General features: G+C 74.8%; 13 protein-coding genes. 6 read left to right on the forward strand and 7 right to left on the reverse strand.

What is annotated here, in order from left to right; all coding sequences use genetic code 11:
* Positions 1-37 precede the first annotated feature (37 nt).
* Positions 38-3,778: an AAA family ATPase gene (locus ACIRSU_RS27400; protein WP_403797279.1), complete on the forward strand. Its 3,741-nt coding sequence runs from the start codon at positions 38-40 to the stop codon at positions 3,776-3,778.
* A gap of 496 nt (positions 3,779-4,274) precedes the next feature.
* Here ACIRSU_RS27400 and ACIRSU_RS27405 read toward each other — a convergent pair whose 3' ends face one another.
* The 5 genes from ACIRSU_RS27405 to ACIRSU_RS27425 form a co-directional block, all read right to left on the reverse strand.
* A complete protein-coding gene (locus tag ACIRSU_RS27405; protein WP_403797281.1) occupies positions 4,275-5,066 on the reverse strand; it encodes a class F sortase in 792 nt (263 codons plus the stop codon).
* The gene (locus ACIRSU_RS27410) at positions 5,053-5,709 is read right to left on the reverse strand and encodes a hypothetical protein (RefSeq protein ID WP_403797284.1); all 657 of its coding nucleotides are present in this window, start codon (positions 5,707-5,709) and stop codon (positions 5,053-5,055) included. The genes ACIRSU_RS27405 and ACIRSU_RS27410 overlap by 14 nt, the downstream gene beginning before the upstream one ends.
* A 128-nt stretch (positions 5,710-5,837) precedes the next feature.
* Positions 5,838-7,310, reverse strand: a complete 1,473-nt coding sequence (locus ACIRSU_RS27415) for a CitMHS family transporter (protein ID WP_403797286.1) — start codon at positions 7,308-7,310, stop codon at positions 5,838-5,840.
* 136 nt (positions 7,311-7,446) lie between these two features.
* The gene (locus ACIRSU_RS27420) at positions 7,447-9,672 is read right to left on the reverse strand and encodes a molybdopterin oxidoreductase family protein (protein WP_403797289.1); all 2,226 of its coding nucleotides are present in this window, start codon (positions 9,670-9,672) and stop codon (positions 7,447-7,449) included.
* An 88-nt stretch (positions 9,673-9,760) separates the two neighbouring features.
* Positions 9,761-10,399: a TetR/AcrR family transcriptional regulator gene (locus tag ACIRSU_RS27425; RefSeq protein WP_403797526.1), complete on the reverse strand. Its 639-nt coding sequence runs from the start codon at positions 10,397-10,399 to the stop codon at positions 9,761-9,763.
* A 356-nt stretch (positions 10,400-10,755) separates the two neighbouring features.
* On the opposite strand from ACIRSU_RS27425, the gene hmgA reads away from it, so the two are divergent.
* From hmgA to ACIRSU_RS27440, 3 genes are all read left to right on the forward strand, one after another.
* Positions 10,756-12,078, forward strand: coding sequence for a homogentisate 1,2-dioxygenase (hmgA, locus tag ACIRSU_RS27430; protein ID WP_403797291.1), 1,323 nt, complete (start codon positions 10,756-10,758; stop codon positions 12,076-12,078).
* Positions 12,079-12,120: 42 nt separating this feature from the next.
* Entirely contained in the window at positions 12,121-12,870 is a 750-nt protein-coding gene (locus ACIRSU_RS27435) for a GntR family transcriptional regulator (RefSeq protein ID WP_403797294.1), read from the forward strand.
* Between the two features lie 180 nt (positions 12,871-13,050).
* Positions 13,051-14,286: a type ISP restriction/modification enzyme gene (locus tag ACIRSU_RS27440; protein WP_403797297.1), complete on the forward strand. Its 1,236-nt coding sequence runs from the start codon at positions 13,051-13,053 to the stop codon at positions 14,284-14,286.
* On the opposite strand, the gene ACIRSU_RS27445 is transcribed toward ACIRSU_RS27440, so the two are convergent.
* Positions 14,283-15,008, reverse strand: coding sequence for a TetR/AcrR family transcriptional regulator (locus ACIRSU_RS27445; protein WP_403797300.1), 726 nt, complete (start codon positions 15,006-15,008; stop codon positions 14,283-14,285). The two genes, ACIRSU_RS27440 and ACIRSU_RS27445, sit on opposite strands and share 4 nt — an antisense overlap.
* Before the next feature lie 87 nt (positions 15,009-15,095).
* Between ACIRSU_RS27445 and ACIRSU_RS27450 the strand changes: the two genes are divergently transcribed.
* Together ACIRSU_RS27450 and ACIRSU_RS27455 are read left to right on the forward strand one after the other, a co-directional pair.
* A complete protein-coding gene (locus tag ACIRSU_RS27450; RefSeq protein ID WP_403797303.1) occupies positions 15,096-16,073 on the forward strand; it encodes an ATP-binding cassette domain-containing protein in 978 nt (325 codons plus the stop codon).
* A complete protein-coding gene (locus ACIRSU_RS27455; RefSeq protein WP_403797306.1) occupies positions 16,070-16,852 on the forward strand; it encodes an ABC transporter permease in 783 nt (260 codons plus the stop codon). The genes ACIRSU_RS27450 and ACIRSU_RS27455 overlap by 4 nt, the downstream gene beginning before the upstream one ends.
* Before the next feature lie 165 nt (positions 16,853-17,017).
* Here the strand turns inward: ACIRSU_RS27455 and ACIRSU_RS27460 are convergent, their stop codons facing one another.
* Positions 17,018-17,290 (reverse strand): hypothetical protein, encoded by a 273-nt coding sequence (locus tag ACIRSU_RS27460; RefSeq protein WP_403797307.1) that lies wholly within the window; start codon positions 17,288-17,290, stop codon positions 17,018-17,020.
* Between the last annotated feature and the right edge of the window lie 199 nt (positions 17,291-17,489).

Below are 17,489 nucleotides of genomic sequence, written 5' to 3' on the forward strand. Positions count from 1 at the left end.
TCCTTTCTCGGGGGCGCCCACTAAAGTGGGCGCCCTCATGAGCACTGACACGGACGCTGCTGACGCTCCGACGCTCCGGATCCACCTCTTCGGGGGCTTCCGGGTCGAGCGGGACGGCGGCGCGCCGCTCGCCGAGCGGTGGCCCCGGCCCAGTGCCCGCACGCTCGTGAAACTGCTCGCGGTGTCCCCCGGGCACAGCCTCCACCGCGAGCAGGCCATGGAGTTCTGCTGGCCGGACGCCGACCCGCAGGCGGCGCTCGGCAGTCTGCGGGTGGCGCTGCACGCCGCCCGCCGGGCGATCGAGCCGGAACTCGCCCCGCGTGCCGCCTCCTCCTATCTGACCGGCGACGGCTCCCTGCTCCGGCTCGATCCGCGCACCGTACGGATCGACGCCGACGAGGCCGAGGCCGGCGCCGAGGCGGCCCTGGTGCACGGCGGCCGGGCCGGACTCGCCGCCGCCCTGGACGCGTTCACCGGCGAACTGCTGCCGGAGGACCGCTACGCCCCCTGGGCCGAGGCCCGCCGCGCGCACCTCGCCGCCCTGCGCGAGCGCACCCTGCTCGCGCTGGCCGCCGCCCATCTGGCCGCGGGCGCGCCGGAGGAGGCGGTGCCGACCGCCGAGCGGGTCCTGGCGGCGGCGCCGGCGGAGGAGGGCGCGCATCGGATTCTCATCGAGGCGTATCTCCGCCAGGGGCTGCGGCGGCGGGCGGTGCGCCAGTACCACCTGTGCCGGGAGGCGCTGGACACCGAGCTGGGCGTGCGGCCGGGACCGGAGACGGAGGCGCTGCACCAGGAGGCCCTGGCCGCGCCCCGGCCGGCGCGCCGCGCGGCCCGGCGCACGACCCGGCCCACGCCGCCGCCCGCACTGCGACTGCCGCCGGGCCCGCCGCTGCGCGGCCGCGACGAGGTGCTGGCCCGGCTGCTGTCCGAGGAGGCGCCGCCGGTCCTCCTGGTGACCGGCGAGGCGGGTCTCGGCAAGACCCGGCTCGTCGGCGAGGCCGCCCGGCTGGCTGCCGGGAGCGGCACGGCGGTGTTGTGGGGCGCGGGCCATGACGCGGAGGGGCACACGCCCTACGGCCCCTTCGCCGAGGCTCTGGACGGCTGGCTGGCGGACCGGCCGGCCGCGGAGCGGGCCCGTGCGGGAGCGGAGTATCCCGAACTGGCCGCCCTGCTGCCGTCCTTGGGGCGGGTGCGCCCGGCGGCGGGGCGCAGTCCCGAGGAGGAGCGGGACCGGCTTTTCCGGGCGACGGCGGGGCTGCTCGGCGAACTGGCGGCGGAGCGGCCCGTGATGCTGGTGCTGGACGATCTCCACGCGGCGGACGCGGGTACCTTCCAGCTCCTCAGCCATCTTGCGCGCCGGGCCCGGGAGCGCGGAAGCGGTTGGCAAGTTCTCGCCACCGTGCGCGGCGAGGAACTACCCGCCGCCGATCCCCGCCGCCAGGCCCTGGAGGCCCTGCGCCGCCAGTCGCTGGCCGACTGGGTGGAGTTGCCACGGCTCTCACGGGAGGCGTGCCTGGCGGTGGCGGCGGACGCGCTGACGGAGGGCGCGGGTCTCGGGGGCGGCGCGGCCCCCGCGGGCGGCGTGACCCTCGCCGGTGGCGTGGCGTTCGGCGACGGTGCGGTCCCCCGGGCGGGTGGCGCGGGGATCGCGGACGGCACGGCCCCCGGGGGCGGGGCCTTCACGGGCGGCCCGGCCCCCGCGGACGGCCCGGACCCCGCGGGTGGCGCGACCCTCGCCGATGGCGCGGCATTCGGCGACGGTGCGGTCCCCCGGGCGGGTGGCGCGGGGATCGCGGACGGCCCGGCCCCCGGGGGCAGGGCCTTCACAGGCGGCCCGGACCCCGCGGACGGCCCGGACCCCGCGGGTGGCGCGGCCCTCGCCGACGGCGCGGCCGGATCCGTACCGCGGGCCGTACCGGAGCCCGTACCGCGGGCCGTACCCCTCTCCGTACCCGAACGGGTGTGGGAACTGTCCCTCGGCAACCCGCTGTTCGCCCTCGAACTGGCCCGGGCCCTCAAGGACGGGACGAACCCCGCTGATTCCGGTGCGCCGGAGGGCGTGCGGCAGCTCGTCGCGGAACGGCTCGGGCGGCTGGATCCGGCGGCCCGCCGGGTGGTGGACGTGGTCGCGGTGGCCGGCCAGGACGCGGCGCTCGCGGAGGTCCTGGACGTGGCCCGGCGCGGCGGCCGGCCGCGGCTCTCGACGGCCGGGGTCACCGAGGCCGTGGAGGCGGCGGTGGCCGCGTCGGTCCTCGAGGAGCGGCAGGTGGTCATGGCCGGCCGGCCGGTGGCCGGGCTCGCCTTCCGTCACCCGCTGGTACGTCTGACCTGCTACGACGGCCTGTCGGCGGCCCGGCGCCGACTGCTGCACTCGGCGTACGCGGAGGCGGTGCTGAGCCGCCGCCCCGAGGCCGTGGACACCCTCGCCGCCCATCTGGCGCGGGCGGACGACCCGCGCGCCACCGGCTATCTGCGGCAGGCCGCCGAACGGGCCGCCGCCCTCTACGCCAACGACACCGCCGACCGCTACTACGCCGAACTCACCGGCCGGCTCGACGCCCTGGCCGCCGAGTCCGCCCGCGCCCGGATCGACCGCAGCGCGGTGCTGCGCCGGATGGGCCGCTTCGAGGAGGCGGCGCGGCTGCTGGGCGAGGCGCTCGCAGAGCTGGAGCGGCGCGGCGACACGGACGGCCGGGTGCTCGCGGCGGCGCGCCTCGCCGAGCTGATGCCGAAGACGCGCGGTACGGACGAGGGTTTCCGGCTCCTTGACGCGACCCCGCCGGGACCGGACACGCCCGCCGCGGTGGCGAGCGCGCACCATCTCGCGCGCGGGGTGCTGTGCTTCGTCGCCGGCCGCTACGAGGAGAGCGTGACGGCCTCGCGGGCGGCCGAGGAGGCGGCGCAGGCCGTGCCCGGCCCCGAGCGGCGCGGCCTGCTGGCCCGCGCGCTCGCGGCGCGGGCGACCTCGCTCGGCCTCGCCGGCCGTTTCGGAGAGGCGGGGCCGGCCGCGGAGGCGGCCCTTCCGCACGCCGAGGCGTACGGGGATCCGCAGTTGCTCGCCGCCGTTCTGTCCGTGCTCCGCGAGACGGCCCGGCGGGCGGGCCGGTTGCGGGAGGCCATCGCCACGGGGCGCCGGGCGCTGAACCTGGCGGAACGTTCCGGCGATCCGACCGCCTCCGTCTTCGAGCGCGCCAACCTGGCCGAGCTGCACCTGCTGGTCGAGGAGCCGGCGCAGGCCCGTGAACTGGCCGCGACGGCCGTACGGGACGCCGAGGCGGACGCCTGCTGGTGCCGGCCGTACGCCCTCGTGGCCCTGGCCCGGGTCCGGATGCGCGCGGGCGAGCCGGGCGCGGGGGCGCTCCTCGACCCGGCCGAACGCTCGGCCCGCGCCCAGGGCGACCACCAGGCCCAGTACGAGGTGCGCTCGGCCCGCGCCGAACTCGCGGTACGCGAGGGCCGCCCCGAGCAGGCGCTCACCCTGCTCGCCGGGCAGCGTGAGACCGGCACCGCGCACGTCCAGGCATGGGCCCTACTGGCCTGCGGGCGCCCTGAGAAGGCCGCCGACGTGGCCGCCGCCGAGGTGACCCGGGCACGCGGCGCGGGCGAGCGCCTCGCCGAGACAGAGGCCCGCACGGCTCACGCGGCGGCACTCGCGGCGCTGGGCCGGGCGCGGGCGGCCGAGCGGGAGTTCGCGCGAGCGGCGGAACTCGCGGCGGAACTGCCGTACCCGGCGGGCGCGCGGAGGCTGGAGTGGGCTCGCGGGGGCGGAGCGGGCTGAGGAGCGGGGCGGCCTGGACAGGCGGCGAACAAGCCGACGGGGACGGGGGCTGCCGCCCCGGGCAACGCACCGTGCACCGGGGCCTGGGCCGCAACGCCATACACCGGGGCCTGGGGCGCAACGCCATATAACCGGACCCTCGGGTAACCGGACCCTCGGGCGCGACGCCTTGCACCGGACCCCAGCACCGCACCCCTGGGCGCCGGGCTTTGGGCGCGGACCCGCACCAGGCCTTGCACACAGCCCGCAGGCGCAACGCCATGCACCGGATCCCCAGCACCGCACCCCTGGCCGCCGGGCCTTGGACACCGGCCCGCGCCAGGCCTGCCACACAGGCCGTAGGCGCAACGCCGTGCACCGGATCCCCAGCACCGCACCCCTGGGCGCCGGGCCTTGCGCCGCCTTGGGCCGGGCCTTGCCCCGCCGTCGGGGGCGCTCCCGCGCCGTCGGGTCGCCCGCACCGTCCCGTACCCCTCCCCCTTCCTCCCTCTCCCCGTCAGATCTTCCGGTCCACGCCGGTCAGATGCGCGAACACCACGATGTTCGCCTCGTAGCCGTCCTTTCGGCTGAAGGTGCCGCCGCAGGTGAGGAGGCGGAGTTCGGGGCGGGTGGTGGGGCCGTAGACCTCGGAGTCGGGGAAGGAGGACTTGGCGTACGTACGGACGCGGTCGACCGTGAAGACGGCGACGCGGCCGTCGGCGCGGGCGACGCGGACGGTGTTGCCGGGGTTGAGCGAGTTGAGGTTGAGGAAGATCGCCGGGCCGGTGCGCGTGTCGCGGTGGCCGACGACGACGGCGGTGCCGCGTTCGCCGGGGGTGACGCCGTTCGCGTACCAGCCGACGACCCGGGGGTTGTCCACGGGCGGGGTGCCGAGGCGGCCGGAGGCGTCGACGTCGAGGCCGACGACGGGGGCCTCGATGGTGATCGCGGGGACGGCGAGGGTGGTGGGCCGGGAGCGGCCCAGCGGCGCGGGCGGCGGCTGCGGCTTGGGCCGGGGGCGCGACACCGGGTGAGGCGTCGGGCGGGGCGGGGTCGGGTGGACCGGAGCCGCCCCGCCGTGCACGGCCGGCCCCGCGGCGAGCGCGGGGCCGGGCGGTGACCCGTCGTCCTGGGCCCACCAGACACCGGCGGTGACCAGGGACATCGTCACGACGACGGTTCGGGCGAGCCGGACGAGCCGTCGCTGCCGGCGGGTGGTGCGGCCGCGCGGGCGGGGGCGGCGCCCGCCGGCCGGGGCCCGGCCGGCGGTGGCCGTCCCGCGCGGGGGAACGGACCTACGCGGCGCCATCGGTGCGGCGGCGCGAGCGGCGGATGAGGATCAGGCCCGCGGTGCCCGCGAGAGCCGCGGCGATGGCCGATCCGACGCCGAAGGCGGCGCTGTCGTCCGCGGGGGCGGTGATGTCCGCCGCGCCACCTCCGCCCGCGCCGACCGGTCCGTGCGGCGGCTTGTGGTGGCCGTGACCACCGGTGCTGCCGCCGTTGTTGTTGCCGCCGTTGTTGTTGCCGCCGGGACCGCCGCCGGGCGGGCAGTCGACCTGGAAGACCTTGTGCTTGCCGGAGCCGTTTTCGCCCTCGAAGGTCCAGGTGAGCTTGTACATGCCGTTGGGGAGGGCGAGCTCACCGGTGTGACCCCTGCCGCTGTTGAGGGTGATGTGGCCGCTGAGGCTGGGCGAGCCGGCCTTGGGCGGCTGCGGGACGATCGTCCAGTCGACCTCCTGGAGGACGTCGAAGTTGAAGGCGTCGAGGTAGAACCGGCATACCTTGGGCTCGTTCCTCTCGTCGTCGACGGGCGTGCCCACGTTGTGGATCTTGACGTCGCCGTTGTCGCCCGGGGCGGCGTACGCGGCGGGAGCGCCCGCCAGGGCGAGGGAGCCGATGGTGAGCGCGGTCGCCGTGGTGGCGATCAGGGGGCGGAGAGCCTTGACGGTCATGCGGGAGTTCCTCCAGTCGTACAGATCTCGGACAAGCGAGCCGATAATCTGACTATTGGTCACACATGACTACGGAGGGTGGCACACGGCCGTGCCACCCTCCGACTTCCACCCGATCGAACCAGCGACTAGATGATCCCGAAGAGGATGCCCGCGACGAGCACCACCAGCGAGGTCAGCGCCGCCCACTTCACCGTGAAGCGGGTGTGGTCGCCGAACTCCACCTTCGCCATGCCCACAAGCACGTACACCGCGGGGACCAGCGGGCTCGACATGTGCAGCGCCTGGCCGACGAGGGAGGCGCGGGCGATCTCCAGCGGGGACACGCCGTGGGCCGCGCCGGCCTCGGCGAGCACCGGCAGGACACCGAAGTAGAAGCCGTCGTTGGACATGAAGTAGGTCAGCGGGAGGCTGAGGAGGCCGGTGACCAGGGCCATGTGCGGGCCCATGCCGTCCGGGATGGCGCCGACGAGCCAGTCGGCCATGTGCTTGACCATGCCGGTGCCGGTGAGCACACCGGTGAAGACGGCGGCGGCGAAGACCATGCCGGCGACGTTGAGGACGTTGTCGGCGTGGGCGGCGAGCCGGGCCTTCTGCGCGGCCATCTTCGGGAAGTTGACCGTCAGCGCGAGCGCGGCGCCGAGCAGGAACAGCACCGGGATGGGCAGCCACTCCATGATCATCGCGGTGAGCAGTACGGCGGTGAGACCGGCGTTGAACCAGTACAGCCTGGGCCGCAGCGTCTCGCGCTTCGGGTCGAGCCCCTGGAAGCCGTCCTCACCGTGAGCGCCCTGAGCGCCCTGAGCCTCAAGAGCGCCCTGAGTCCCGGCGTCAGCGGACAGGCCCGCCGCAGAACCGCCCTTCGCCCCGCCCTTGGCCCCGTCCTTGCCCTCACCCTTGGCCTCACCCTTGGCCCCGCCCTTGCCGCCGCCCGCGCCGACCAGGACCGTCTCGGCCTGCGGCGTCAGCACCGCGTCGAGGCTCAGGTAGCCGATGCGCTTGCGCTCGCGGCGGCCGAGGACGTAGGCGAGGACGAAGACGAAGACCAGGCCGACGCCGAGCGCCGGGATCATCGGGACGAAGATGTCGGCGGCGTCCAGCTTGAGCGCGGTGGCCGCGCGGGCCGTCGGGCCGCCCCAGGGCAGCGTGTTCATGACGCCGTTGGCGGTGGCGGCGACACCCGTCATGACGACGAGGCTCATGCCCAGCCGCTTGTAGAGCGGGTACATCGCCGAGACAGTGATCATGAAGGTCGTGGAGCCGTCGCCGTCGAGCGAGACGATCGCGGCGAGCACCGCCGTACCGACCACCACCCGCATCGGGTCGGCCTTGCAGAAGCGCAGGATGCCCCGGACGATCGGGTCGAAGAGGCCGACGTCGATCATGACGCCGAAGTAGACGATCGCGAACATCAGCATCGCGGCCGTCGGCGCCAGCTTCCCGACGCCCTCGATGACGTAGTCGCCCAGCTGGGCCCCTTGTCCGACGGCGACGCAGAAGAGCGCGGGTATGAGCACGAGCGCCGCGATCGGCGACATCTTCTTCGTCATGATCAGGACCAGGAAGGTCGCGATCATGGCGAAGCCGAGGATGGTCAGCATGGAGGACACCTCACGTCGTTCACCCTTGAACACTGCCGCCAGAGCGGCGGTGCGGATGACGGTAGGTGCCGCGTGAAGGCGTTAACAAGACGTTGACGCGTGAGCAATACGAGCAAAACCCCAGGTCACAGCGGTGTCACAGCGCAGGCGACACGGAGACGGGGAAGCCGTTGAGGACGGCGGTGCCGGACAGGGGGTCGAGCCGGGAGCCGTCGAGGAGCTGGTTCACGTTGACGCCCGGGCGGGCGGCGGCGACCGCCGTCCGGGTGCCGGGGCGGTCGTGGCCCCAGCCGTGCGGGAGGCTCACGACACCCGGCCGTACGGCGTCGGTGATCTCGACCTCGGCGGTCAGTTCGCCGCCCTCGCCCTTGATCCGGGCGGGCGCGCCGGCCGTGAGCCCGAGGCGGCCGGCGTCCTCGGGGTGGACCTGGAGGGTGCAGCGGTTGGAGCCGCCAGTGAGGGCGGGGATGTTGTGCAGCCAGCTGTTGTTCGAACGCAGATGGCGGCGTCCGACGAGCCGGAGGGTGCCGGGCTCGGGGACGTCGTGCAGGGCGGCGCGCAGCCGCGGCAGGTCGGCGGCGATCGGCGCGGGCAGCAGCTCGATTCGGCCGCTGCGGGTCTTGAGCGGCCCGGGCAGCCGCGGCTGGAGCGGACCGAGGTCGATGCCGTGCGGGGCGGCGCGCAGGGCGTCCAGGGTGAGTCCGTGCGAGCGGGCGTACGGGCCGAGGCGCAGCATCAGGTCGAGGCGCCGCTCGGGTCCGGTGGCGCCGGTGAGGCGCGCGGCGACGGCCTTCGGGTCCTCCCCGTACACCGGCGAGTGCTCCTGGGCGACGGCCTTGGCGAGGGTGGAGTCGATGGCGAGGTCGTCGACGGCGGAGGGCGGGGCGCCATTTGTGCCTGAGACGGCGAGGATCAGCCGCGCGTGGATCTCGCACTCGTCCATGCGGCCCTCGGCGAGCGGGACGGCGGCGGGTGTGTAGCGGACCTGGTTGCGGACGGCGAACTGGTTGAAGGCGAAGTCGAAGTGCGCGCTCTGCGAGGGCGGCGGCGGGGGCAGCACGACGTCGGCGTGGCGGGTGGTCTCGTTGAGGTACGGGTCGACGGCGACCATGAAGTCGAGGGAGTCGAGCGCCGCGTCGAGGTGCCGCCCGTCGGGGGCGGACAGGACGGGGTTGGCGGCGATGGTGATCAGCGCGCGGACGCGCCCTTCGCCCGGGGTCCGCTCGGGGGTGTCGATCTCCTCGGCGAGGGCGGCGAGCGGGAGTTCGCCCTTGGCCTCGGGGTGGCCGGAGACGCGGCTGGTCCAGCGGCCGAGCGCGAAGCCCTTGCCGGGTCCGGCGGGGCGGGGCGCCGGGGCGGTGGCGGAGAGCGGGAAGAGAGCGCCGCCGGGGCGGTCGAGGTTGCCGGTGAGGACGTTGAGGACGTCGACGAGCCAGTTGCCGAGGGTGCCGTACGCGACGGTGGAGGAGCCCATGCGGCCGTAGACGGCGGCGGTCGGGGCGGCGGCGAGTTCGCGTGCGGTGGTACGGATGGTGTCCGCGGCCAGGTCGCAGGCGTCGGCGACGGCCTCGGGGCTGAAGTCCCGTACCGCGTCCCGTACTTCCTCCACGCCTTGCACGTGGTCGGCGAGGGCGCCGAGGCGCACCAGGTCCTCGGCGAAGAGGGTGTGGACGAGCGCGGCGAGGAAGAGGGCGTCGGTGCCGGGGCGCAAGGCGAGGTGGCGGTCGGCGAGGCGCGCGGTGCGGGTACGGCGCGGGTCGACGACCGTGAGGGTGCCGCCGCGGCGGCGCAGGGCCTTGAGGCGGCCGGGGAAGTCGGGGGCGGTGCAGAGACTGCCGTTGGAGTCCAGCGGGTTGGCGCCGAGTATCAGCAGGTGGTCGGTGCGGTCGAGGTCGGGCACCGGGATGGCGAACGCGTCGCCGAAGAGCAGTCCGCTGGAGACGTGCTTGGGCATCTGGTCGAGCGTGGAGGCGGTGAAGAGGTTGCGGGTACGCAGGGCTCCGATGAGGAGCGGCGGGTAGAGGGCGCCGGCGACGGTGTGGACGTTGGGGTTGCCCAGGACGAGGCCGACGGCGTTCGGGCCGCGCTCCTCGATCAGCGGGCGGATGCGGGCGGCGATCAGGTCGAAGGCCTCGCCCCAGCTCGCCTCGCGGAACGCGCCCTCGTCCCGGATCAGGGGGCGGGTGAGCCGGTCGGGGTCGGCGTCGATCTCGGGGAAGGCGGCGCCCTTGGGGCAGACGAAGCCCCGGCTGAAGACGTCGTCGCTGTCGCCGCGGGCGGCCGTGACCCGGTCGCCGTCGAGGGTGAGGGTCAGCCCGCAGGTCGCTTCGCACAGGGGGCAGATGCGCAGGGCGGTGGACATGGCGGTCTCCCCGGGGCGGCGGTGCGCGGACGAGCGCGAGCATACCGACCGGTAGGGACGTGGAACAGGGCTCGACGTGGAACAGGGCTCAGCGCAGGGCGGGCGCCAGATAGGCGTGCAGGAGTTCGCGGGTCTCCGCGACGAGGTCCGGGTCCCCGGCGGGGTCGACGAGGAAGGCGCGTTGCAGCAGCGCGTCGGTGGCCTCGACGCCGACGAGGATCTTGCGGCGCATGGTCGCGTCGGCCGGGCGGCCGAGGGGCGGGGCGAGCAGGGCGCAGATACGGTCGGCGACGAGGTGGTTGGGGTGCTCCTCGCCGGCCTCGTCGGGGCCGGGCGGGCCGAAGTCGACGAGGCCGAAGCCGGGCACGGTCCGCTTCATCTCCAGATACGCGTCGAGGACGGTGTCGATGGCGCTCAGCGCGTCGACGGCCGGCAGCGCGGCGAGGCCGGCGCTGATGCGGGCCGCGTAGCTGTCGAGGTTGCGGTGGGCGAGGGCGGCGGTCATGGCCCGCTTGTTGCCGAAGAACCGGTAGACGGAGCCGATGGGCACGCCCGCGCGGGCGGCGACGGCCCGGGTGCTGAGCTGCTCGTAGCCGGTCTCGTCGAGGAGTTCGGCACAGGCGTCGAGGATCCGGGCGAGCCGCGCTGCGCTGCGCTGCTGCACGGGGGCGCGCCGCAGGGCGGGCCCGGGCACGGAGGACGGGTCGGTTCGGGGCACGGGGGACATCATGCCGGGGAAGGCCGGGGCGGGCGACGGCCGGTCGCACCACGCCGCTGAAGGCCGCGGCGGCCGACGGCCGGTCGCGGACGCTGCTCGGCCGGGCGCCGGACGGAGACGGAGCCCGGGGTGGGCGACGGCCGGGGCGACGGACGGAGGCCGGGGTGGGCGACGGCCGGGCGTCGGCCGGAGGCCGGGGCGGACGCTGCTCGGCCGGGCGCCGGACGCCGCTCGACGGACGGTCGCGGACGCCGTCCGGACGCGGACCGGAGGCCACTGGGCCCGCGAGCACCGTTGACGTGAGCGGGAGCGGAATCCTACGGTCATGCATAGGATTGTTGTGAGCGTCAGGACAGGAGCACACGATGCACGCGCTGAACGCGGAACAGGCCACGAAGACGGCCGACGCACTGACCTACAGCACGGGATTCGGCAACGAACACAGCACCGAGGCCGTCCCCGGCGCACTCCCCGACGGGCGCAACTCGCCGCAGCGGGCGCCGCTCGGTCTCTACGCGGAGCAGCTGAGCGGCAGTGCCTTCACCGAGCCCCGAGCGCACAACCGGCGCTCGTGGCTGTACCGGATCCGTCCCTCGGCCGCCCATCCGCCGTTCGTCCGGATCGACAACGGCGCCGTGCGCAGCGCGCCCTTCACCGAGACCGTGCCGGACCCGAACCGGCTGCGCTGGAACCCGCTGCCGGAGCCGGCCGCCGGTACGGACTGGCTGGCGGGCCTGTGGACGCTCGGCGGCAACGGCGACGCGGCCCAGCGCGCCGGCATGGCCGTGCACCTCTACCACGCGAACGCGCCGATGGAGCGGGTCTTCAGCGACGCCGACGGCGAGCTGCTGATCGTCCCCGAGCGCGGCGGGCTGCTGCTCCGCACCGAGCTGGGCCTGCTCGCGGTCCGGCCCGGCGAGGTCGCGCTGATCCCGCGCGGCGTCCGCTTCCGCGTCGAGCTCCTCGACGACACCGCCCGCGGCTACGTCTGCGAGAACTACGGCGCCCCGTTCCAGCTTCCCGACCTCGGCCCGATCGGGGCCAACGGTCTGGCCAACGCCCGTGACTTCCGGGCGCCGGTCGCCGCGTACGAGGACGTCGAGGGCCCGGTGGAGGTGGTCAACAAGTACTGCGGCAACCTCTGGTCCGCGACCTACGACCACTCGCCGCTGGACGTCGTCGCCTGGCACGGCAACCACACCCCGTACGTCTACGACCTGCACCGGTTCAACGTCATCGGGACGATCTCCTACGACCACCCGGACCCGTCGATCTTCACGGTGCTGACCTCGCCGTCCGACACACCCGGCCTCGCGGGCGTCGACTTCGTCGTCTTCGCGCCGCGCTGGCTGGTCGGCGAGGACACCTTCCGGCCGCCGTACTTCCACCGCAACGTGATGAGCGAGTACATGGGCCTGATCGAGGGCGCCTACGACGCCAAGGCGGAGGGCTTCGTGCCGGGCGGCGGCTCGCTGCACAACATGATGTCGGCGCACGGCCCGGACCGGGAGACCTTCGACAGGGCGAGCGCCGCCGAGCTGAAGCCGCAGAAGATCGACGACGGTCTGGCCTTCATGTTCGAGACCCGCTGGCCGGTCACCGCCACCGCCCAGGCGGCCGGGGCCGACCACCTGCAGCAGGGCTACGACGACGTGTGGCAGGGTCTGGAGCGCCACTTCCGGCCGTAAGGCCCGGGCACCATCGTCGTCGTACGGAGTACGGAGAGAGCCGTGACCGCCTTCGCCCCCGACTCGCTGGTCCTGAACCGGAAGCTGCCGCTCTGGTACCAGGTCTCGCAGTCGCTGCGCGCCTCCATACTGGGCCGCACCCCCGACGCCTCGCTGCGGCTGCCCACCGAGGAGCAGCTCGCCGCGCACTACGGCGTGAGTGTGCTGACCATGCGCCAGGCCCTCAAGGAGCTGGAGGAGGAGGGCCTGATCAGCAGGCACCGGCGGCGCGGCACCTTCATCGAACCGGGCGCCCGGCGCTCCACCCCGCGCCGGCTGCTCGGCTCGATCGACGCGATCGTGGCCCAGCAGTCCGGCGAGCGAACCACCGTCCTCGGCCACGGCACCGAGGCGGTGCCCGGCGAGCTCGCCGAGTACTTCCCGCAGGCCGGCGAGGTCGCCGTGTTCCGGCGGCTGCGCGCCGACGGCGAGAGCGGCGAGCCCACCAACTGGGCGGAGAACGCGGTGCTCCCGGAGATCGCCGCCGGCATCGATCCGGCCGATCTGGAGCGCTGGCCGATGACGAAGGTGCTCCGCGACGTCGTCGGGGTGAAGATCAGCCGGATCACCGACACCGTCGAGGCCCGGCTCGCCGACCCCGAGACCGCCCAGCTGCTCCAGGTCCCGCTGCTCTCGCCGATCCTGCACTACACCGGCGTGACCTACGACGACGAGGGCCGGGTCGTCGACGTGGCCCGGATCCGCTACCGCGGCGACCGCTTCTCGTTCACGGTGACGGTCGAAGCGCACTGACGGCCGAAGCGCACGGGCCGTCCGAGCGCTCTGACCGCCGGAGGGCACTGACCGTCGAAGCGCTCTGACCGCCGGAAGGCAGCTGACCTCCGGAGGGCACTGGTCGTCGAAGCGCACTGACCGCCGGAGGGCACTGACCGCCGGAGACGGGGTGGAGGCCCACCGAGGGGCGTCGTTAGCATGCGGGGCGTGACGGAACTCGCGGCGCCCGTGGACGACCTGCCCCTGCTCGACGACCTCATGCCGTGGTCCGTGGCCCCGCTGCGGCTCGGCCGCTCCTGGATCGTCGCCCCGGATCCGCGCACCCTGCGGGCCCGCTGGGACCGTCTCGCCGCGGCGCGGGGCGCGGAGCGGGAGGCGCTGTTCCGGCCCAGCCGGGCGCGCACCCCGGCGAGTTCGGTGGCCGCGCTGCCCGGGCAGCGGACCGGCACGGCACGGCTGGCCCGGGAGCCCGGCCCCTGCCCGGAGCCCGTACGCCTCGCGCACGGGCCGTTCGACGAGCAGTGGCTGCTGCCCGACCACCGCCTGATCGACGCCGCGCGGCCCGAGCTGTGGCGGGTCGCCGACGAGCACCAGCTCTTCGCCGTGGAGCAGGGGTACGTGCCCGGCGCGGCCGGTCCCGCGCTCCTGGTGACGGCCGCGCTGCCCGACGGCCGCTCCCCCGCGGGCCGCCCCGGCCGGATCCGCCCGCTGTTCCGCCGCCCCGGCGGCCTGGAGCCGAATCTGGTGCCCGGCCTGCTGCCGCTGCTCGGCGAGCGGTACGGGCACGGGGTCGGCGCCGCGGACCTCGCGGCCTGGGCGGTCGCGGCGGGCGTCCCCTCGCCCGCCGGGTGCCGGGTGCCGCTGCCGGCGGACCCGGAGGTGTGGGCGGGGGGCGTGGCGCTCGGCCGCTCGCTCGTCGAGGTGCAGTTGCGCGGGGCCCGCGGCGGGGACAGGCCGCGGCTGCCGGGCGGGCGTCGGCCCTATGTGCGGGCGGCGGTCCCGGCCCGGCCGACGACGCTCGCGTACGACCCCGAGGAGGAGGTGCTGGTCCTCGGCGACGGGTCGGCCGAGGGCCGGATCTCGCCGGTGCCGGCCGGGGCGTGGGAGTTCGAGGTCGGCGGGGTGCGGATGGTCGAGCAGTGGTTCGCGCACCGGACCGCGCCCGCCGAGCCGGGCAGCCTGGAGGCGATCGGGCCGGCGGTCTGGCCGCAGGAGTGGACCTCGGAGCTGCTCGAACTCATCACGGTGCTCGCCCTGCTCGCGGAGCGCGAGCCGGAGCGCGCGGCGCTCACGGCGCACGCCGTGGCGGACGGGGTGGGCCGGGGTGCACTGCGGGCGGCCGGGGTGCTGCCCGTGCCGGACGGGGCCCGTCGGCCCGCGTCCGTCCTCGACCATCAGGAGGAGGGCCCGGAGGGGCAGTTCGTGCTGCTCTAGGCGTTTCCGTCGCTCTGCGGCTCGAAGGAGTCGAGGAGCCGGGCGATGGTCTGCTCGAAGATCTCGTCGGCGTCGATGGGGCCGGGGGACGCGGCGAGCAGCCCGGCGAGGTGCGGGTAGGCGCCGGTCATCACCTGCTGCATGAGGTAGGCGCCGCGCACCGCCTGCTCCTCCTCCTCGCTCCAGGGCAGTCCGCGGGCGCGCTCCGCGATGGCCTGCTCGTTGCGGACGGTGGCCATGACGGTGCCGTTGACGAGGGCGATGAGCTGCATCTTCAGGCCGGGCGCCACGTCGAGTGGCACCAGGCAGCCCAGACACCACTCCAGATAGCGCAGGGCGTTCGGGCTGAAGCCGTAGGCGGTGGTCATGACCCGGGTGAGCCAGGGGTGCCGGTACATGATCGCGCGGGTCTGCCGGGCGAGGCCGGTCATGTCGGCACGCCAGTCGCCGCTGGGCTCGCCGAGCTCGTACTCGCCGCTGACCGCGTCGACCATCAGCTCGTACAGGTCCTCCTTGCGCGGCACGTAGTTGTAGAGCGACATGGTGCCGCAGCCGAGGTCGGCGGCGATGCGGCGCATGGAGACGGCGTCGATGCCCTCGGCGTCGGCGATGCGGACGGCCGCGGCCACGATGTCGGCCCGGCTGTAGGCCGGTTTCGGTCCGCGGCCGGTGCGCTCGGGCCGCGCCCAGATCACTTCGGGTTCGGCCGCTCGGCCCGCCATCGCTCATCACCTCTGTCGCCCCTTCGGCGCCCATCGTAATGACGGCACTGGTTACGTACACCGTACGTAGTGCGCTAGGGTCGCGCCATGACTACTACGTACGCTGTACTTAGTGAGGGCTTGCAGAAGCGGTACGGGGACGTCCACGCCCTGCGCGGGCTCGACCTGGCCGTGCCCGAAGGCACGGTCTGCGGTGTGCTCGGACCCAACGGGGCGGGCAAGACCACCGCCGTGCGGGTGCTCACCACGCTCGTGTCGCCCGACTCCGGGAGCGCCCGGGTGGCGGGCTGCGACGTGGTGCGCGACCCGGCCGGTGTGCGCGAGCGGATCGCGGTCACCGGGCAGTACGCCTCCGTCGACGGCGACCTGACCGGCGCCGAGAACCTGCGGCTCTTCGCCCGGCTCCTGCGCGCCCCGCGCTCGCGCGCCGACGAGCTGCTCGAACGCTTCGGGCTTACCGGGGCCGCGAACCGTCCGGCCCGCACCTACTCGGGCGGCATGCGCCGCCGGCTCGACCTGGCCGCGAGCCTGATCGTCCGGCCGCGGGTGCTCTTCCTCGACGAGCCCACCACCGGGCTCGACCCGCGCAGCCGGAACGAGATCTGGGACGCCGTACGGGGGTTGGCGGGCCAGGGCACGACCGTGCTGCTCACCACGCAGTACCTGGAGGAGGCCGACCGGCTCGCCGACGACATCGTCGTGATCGACGAGGGACGGGCCGCGCACCGGGGCACCCCGGCCGAACTCAAGGCGCTGATCGGCCACTACGCCGAGGTCGTCGTCGCCGACCCGGCCCAGCTGGAGGCCGCGGCCGCGGTGCTCGACCGGCTCACCGGCTCCGCCCCGGCGCTCGACGCCGAGGCCCGCACGGTCGGCGCGGTCACCACCGACAGCACGCTCACCCTGCCGCGGATCGTGCGCGAGGCCGACGCGGCCGGCGTACACCTGATCGACGCCTCGCTGCGGCCGCCCACGCTCGACGAGGTGTTCCTGCGCCTCACCGGCCGCGCCGCCGCCCCCACCCACGACGACCGGCACGCGACGCAGAAGGAGAACGCCGCATGAGCACCCTCGTCCACGACGGCACCGCGATCCTCGGCCGGCACCTCCAGCGGATCCGGCACGCGCCGGCGCTGCCGCTCATGACACAGACGATGCCGATCGTCTTCCTGCTCTTCTTCGGTTACGTCTTCGGCTCGGCGCTCGCCATGCCGGGCGCCGACTACCGGGCCTACCTGGTGCCGGGAATGCTGGTGGCGACGGCCGCGAACGGCATGATGACCGGCATGTTCCAGGCCGCCCAGGACACCCACCGGGGCGTGACGGACCGGCTGCGCGCGATGCCGGTGAGCCGGGCCGCGGTGCCGCTCGGGCAGTCCCTCGCCGACCTGGTCACCAGCGCGGTCGGCATGGTGCCGCTGGTCCTGGCCGGGCTCGCGATGGGCTGGCGGATCGACGGCACGGCCCCGCAGGCGCTCGGCGCCTTCGGGCTGCTGCTGCTCTTCCGCTGCGCGATGACGTGGGTGGGGATCCTGCTCGGGCTCGCCTCCCGCAGCGAGGAGGCGGCGAGCCAGCTGGGCAGCGCCGTCTTCATGCTGCCGCTGATCTCCAACGCGTACATCCCGACCGGCGGAATGCCGGGCTGGCTGCGCACCGTCGCGGAGTGGAACCCGATCTCGGCGGTGACGACGGCCGTACGGGAGCTGTTCGGGAACGCGCAGGCGCACGCGGAGGCGGACGCGGCCTGGCCGGTGGCGCATCCGGTGGCCGGGGCGCTGCTGTGGTCGCTCGCCCTGATCGCGCTCTGCGCGCCGGCGGCGGTCAGGCGCTACGCCCGCACCTGAGGCCGTGGCGGAAAACGGCCCACGGACAGCGGAAACCGACAGGAGAAAGCGCCGGACGGGCGGGGACACGTCCGGCGTGTGGTCAGGAGCGGGCCGCGGGCCGAGCGGGTGTGGGCGGGAGCGGTGCGCGTCGGGGGTGCGCCGGTGCCCGGCCCGGACGGCCCGTCAGCCGTGGCTGCCGAAGAGCGAGCGACGCAGTCGGCGCAGCGGGGCGAAGAGCGAGACCCGTGCGCTGCGGCTGCGGTGGCCGTGCACCGGCACCTCGCGCGGACGCGACGTCAGCTCCCGCATCAGCAGCGTCGCCTCGGCCGCCTCGCGCTGCGGTATGGCGGGGCCGCCGAGCACCGCGAGATGGCGGTCGAGGCGCGAACTCGTCGCGCTGCTCCCGCAGGTGATGGCAGGCACACGCGGCCTGCTGCGCATTGCTATCTGTTCCATGTCACTCCCCACCCAAACAAGGGCACCCGGCCCGGGCAGGTTAACCCTATCGCTCCACTACGACACCCGTGTATTCCGGCCGCAGGATTCACCGTCCAGTGAAGGGGGTTGACGATCACTGTCCGAATCCATGTGGTTCCAGGGAGAGTTGGACAGGGATCGCACACCTGTCGAACCGTCACGAACCATCCTGCACGCA

Origin of the sequence: Streptomyces sp. NPDC101160 (assembly GCF_044768205.1) — a bacterium.
Taxonomy (GTDB): domain Bacteria; phylum Actinomycetota; class Actinomycetes; order Streptomycetales; family Streptomycetaceae; genus Streptomyces.

What these genes read in the sequence shown, in the direction of transcription:
- ACIRSU_RS27450 (WP_403797303.1), top strand. Translation starts at nt 15,096, where the DNA reads ATGACTACTACGTACGCTGTACTTAGTGAGGGCTTGCAGAAGCGGTAC.
- ACIRSU_RS27405 (WP_403797281.1), bottom strand. Translation starts at nt 5,066, where the DNA reads ATGGCGCCGCGTAGGTCCGTTCCCCCGCGCGGGACGGCCACCGCCGGC.
- ACIRSU_RS27440 (WP_403797297.1), top strand. Translation starts at nt 13,051, where the DNA reads ATGCGGGGCGTGACGGAACTCGCGGCGCCCGTGGACGACCTGCCCCTG.
- ACIRSU_RS27445 (WP_403797300.1), bottom strand. Translation starts at nt 15,008, where the DNA reads ATGGCGGGCCGAGCGGCCGAACCCGAAGTGATCTGGGCGCGGCCCGAG.
- ACIRSU_RS27425 (WP_403797526.1), bottom strand. Translation starts at nt 10,399, where the DNA reads ATGTCCCCCGTGCCCCGAACCGACCCGTCCTCCGTGCCCGGGCCCGCC.
- ACIRSU_RS27415 (WP_403797286.1), bottom strand. Translation starts at nt 7,310, where the DNA reads ATGCTGACCATCCTCGGCTTCGCCATGATCGCGACCTTCCTGGTCCTG.
- ACIRSU_RS27400 (WP_403797279.1), top strand. Translation starts at nt 38, where the DNA reads ATGAGCACTGACACGGACGCTGCTGACGCTCCGACGCTCCGGATCCAC.
- ACIRSU_RS27460 (WP_403797307.1), bottom strand. Translation starts at nt 17,290, where the DNA reads ATGGAACAGATAGCAATGCGCAGCAGGCCGCGTGTGCCTGCCATCACC.
- ACIRSU_RS27455 (WP_403797306.1), top strand. Translation starts at nt 16,070, where the DNA reads ATGAGCACCCTCGTCCACGACGGCACCGCGATCCTCGGCCGGCACCTC.
- ACIRSU_RS27420 (WP_403797289.1), bottom strand. Translation starts at nt 9,672, where the DNA reads ATGTCCACCGCCCTGCGCATCTGCCCCCTGTGCGAAGCGACCTGCGGG.
- ACIRSU_RS27410 (WP_403797284.1), bottom strand. Translation starts at nt 5,709, where the DNA reads ATGACCGTCAAGGCTCTCCGCCCCCTGATCGCCACCACGGCGACCGCG.
- hmgA (WP_403797291.1), top strand. Translation starts at nt 10,756, where the DNA reads ATGCACGCGCTGAACGCGGAACAGGCCACGAAGACGGCCGACGCACTG.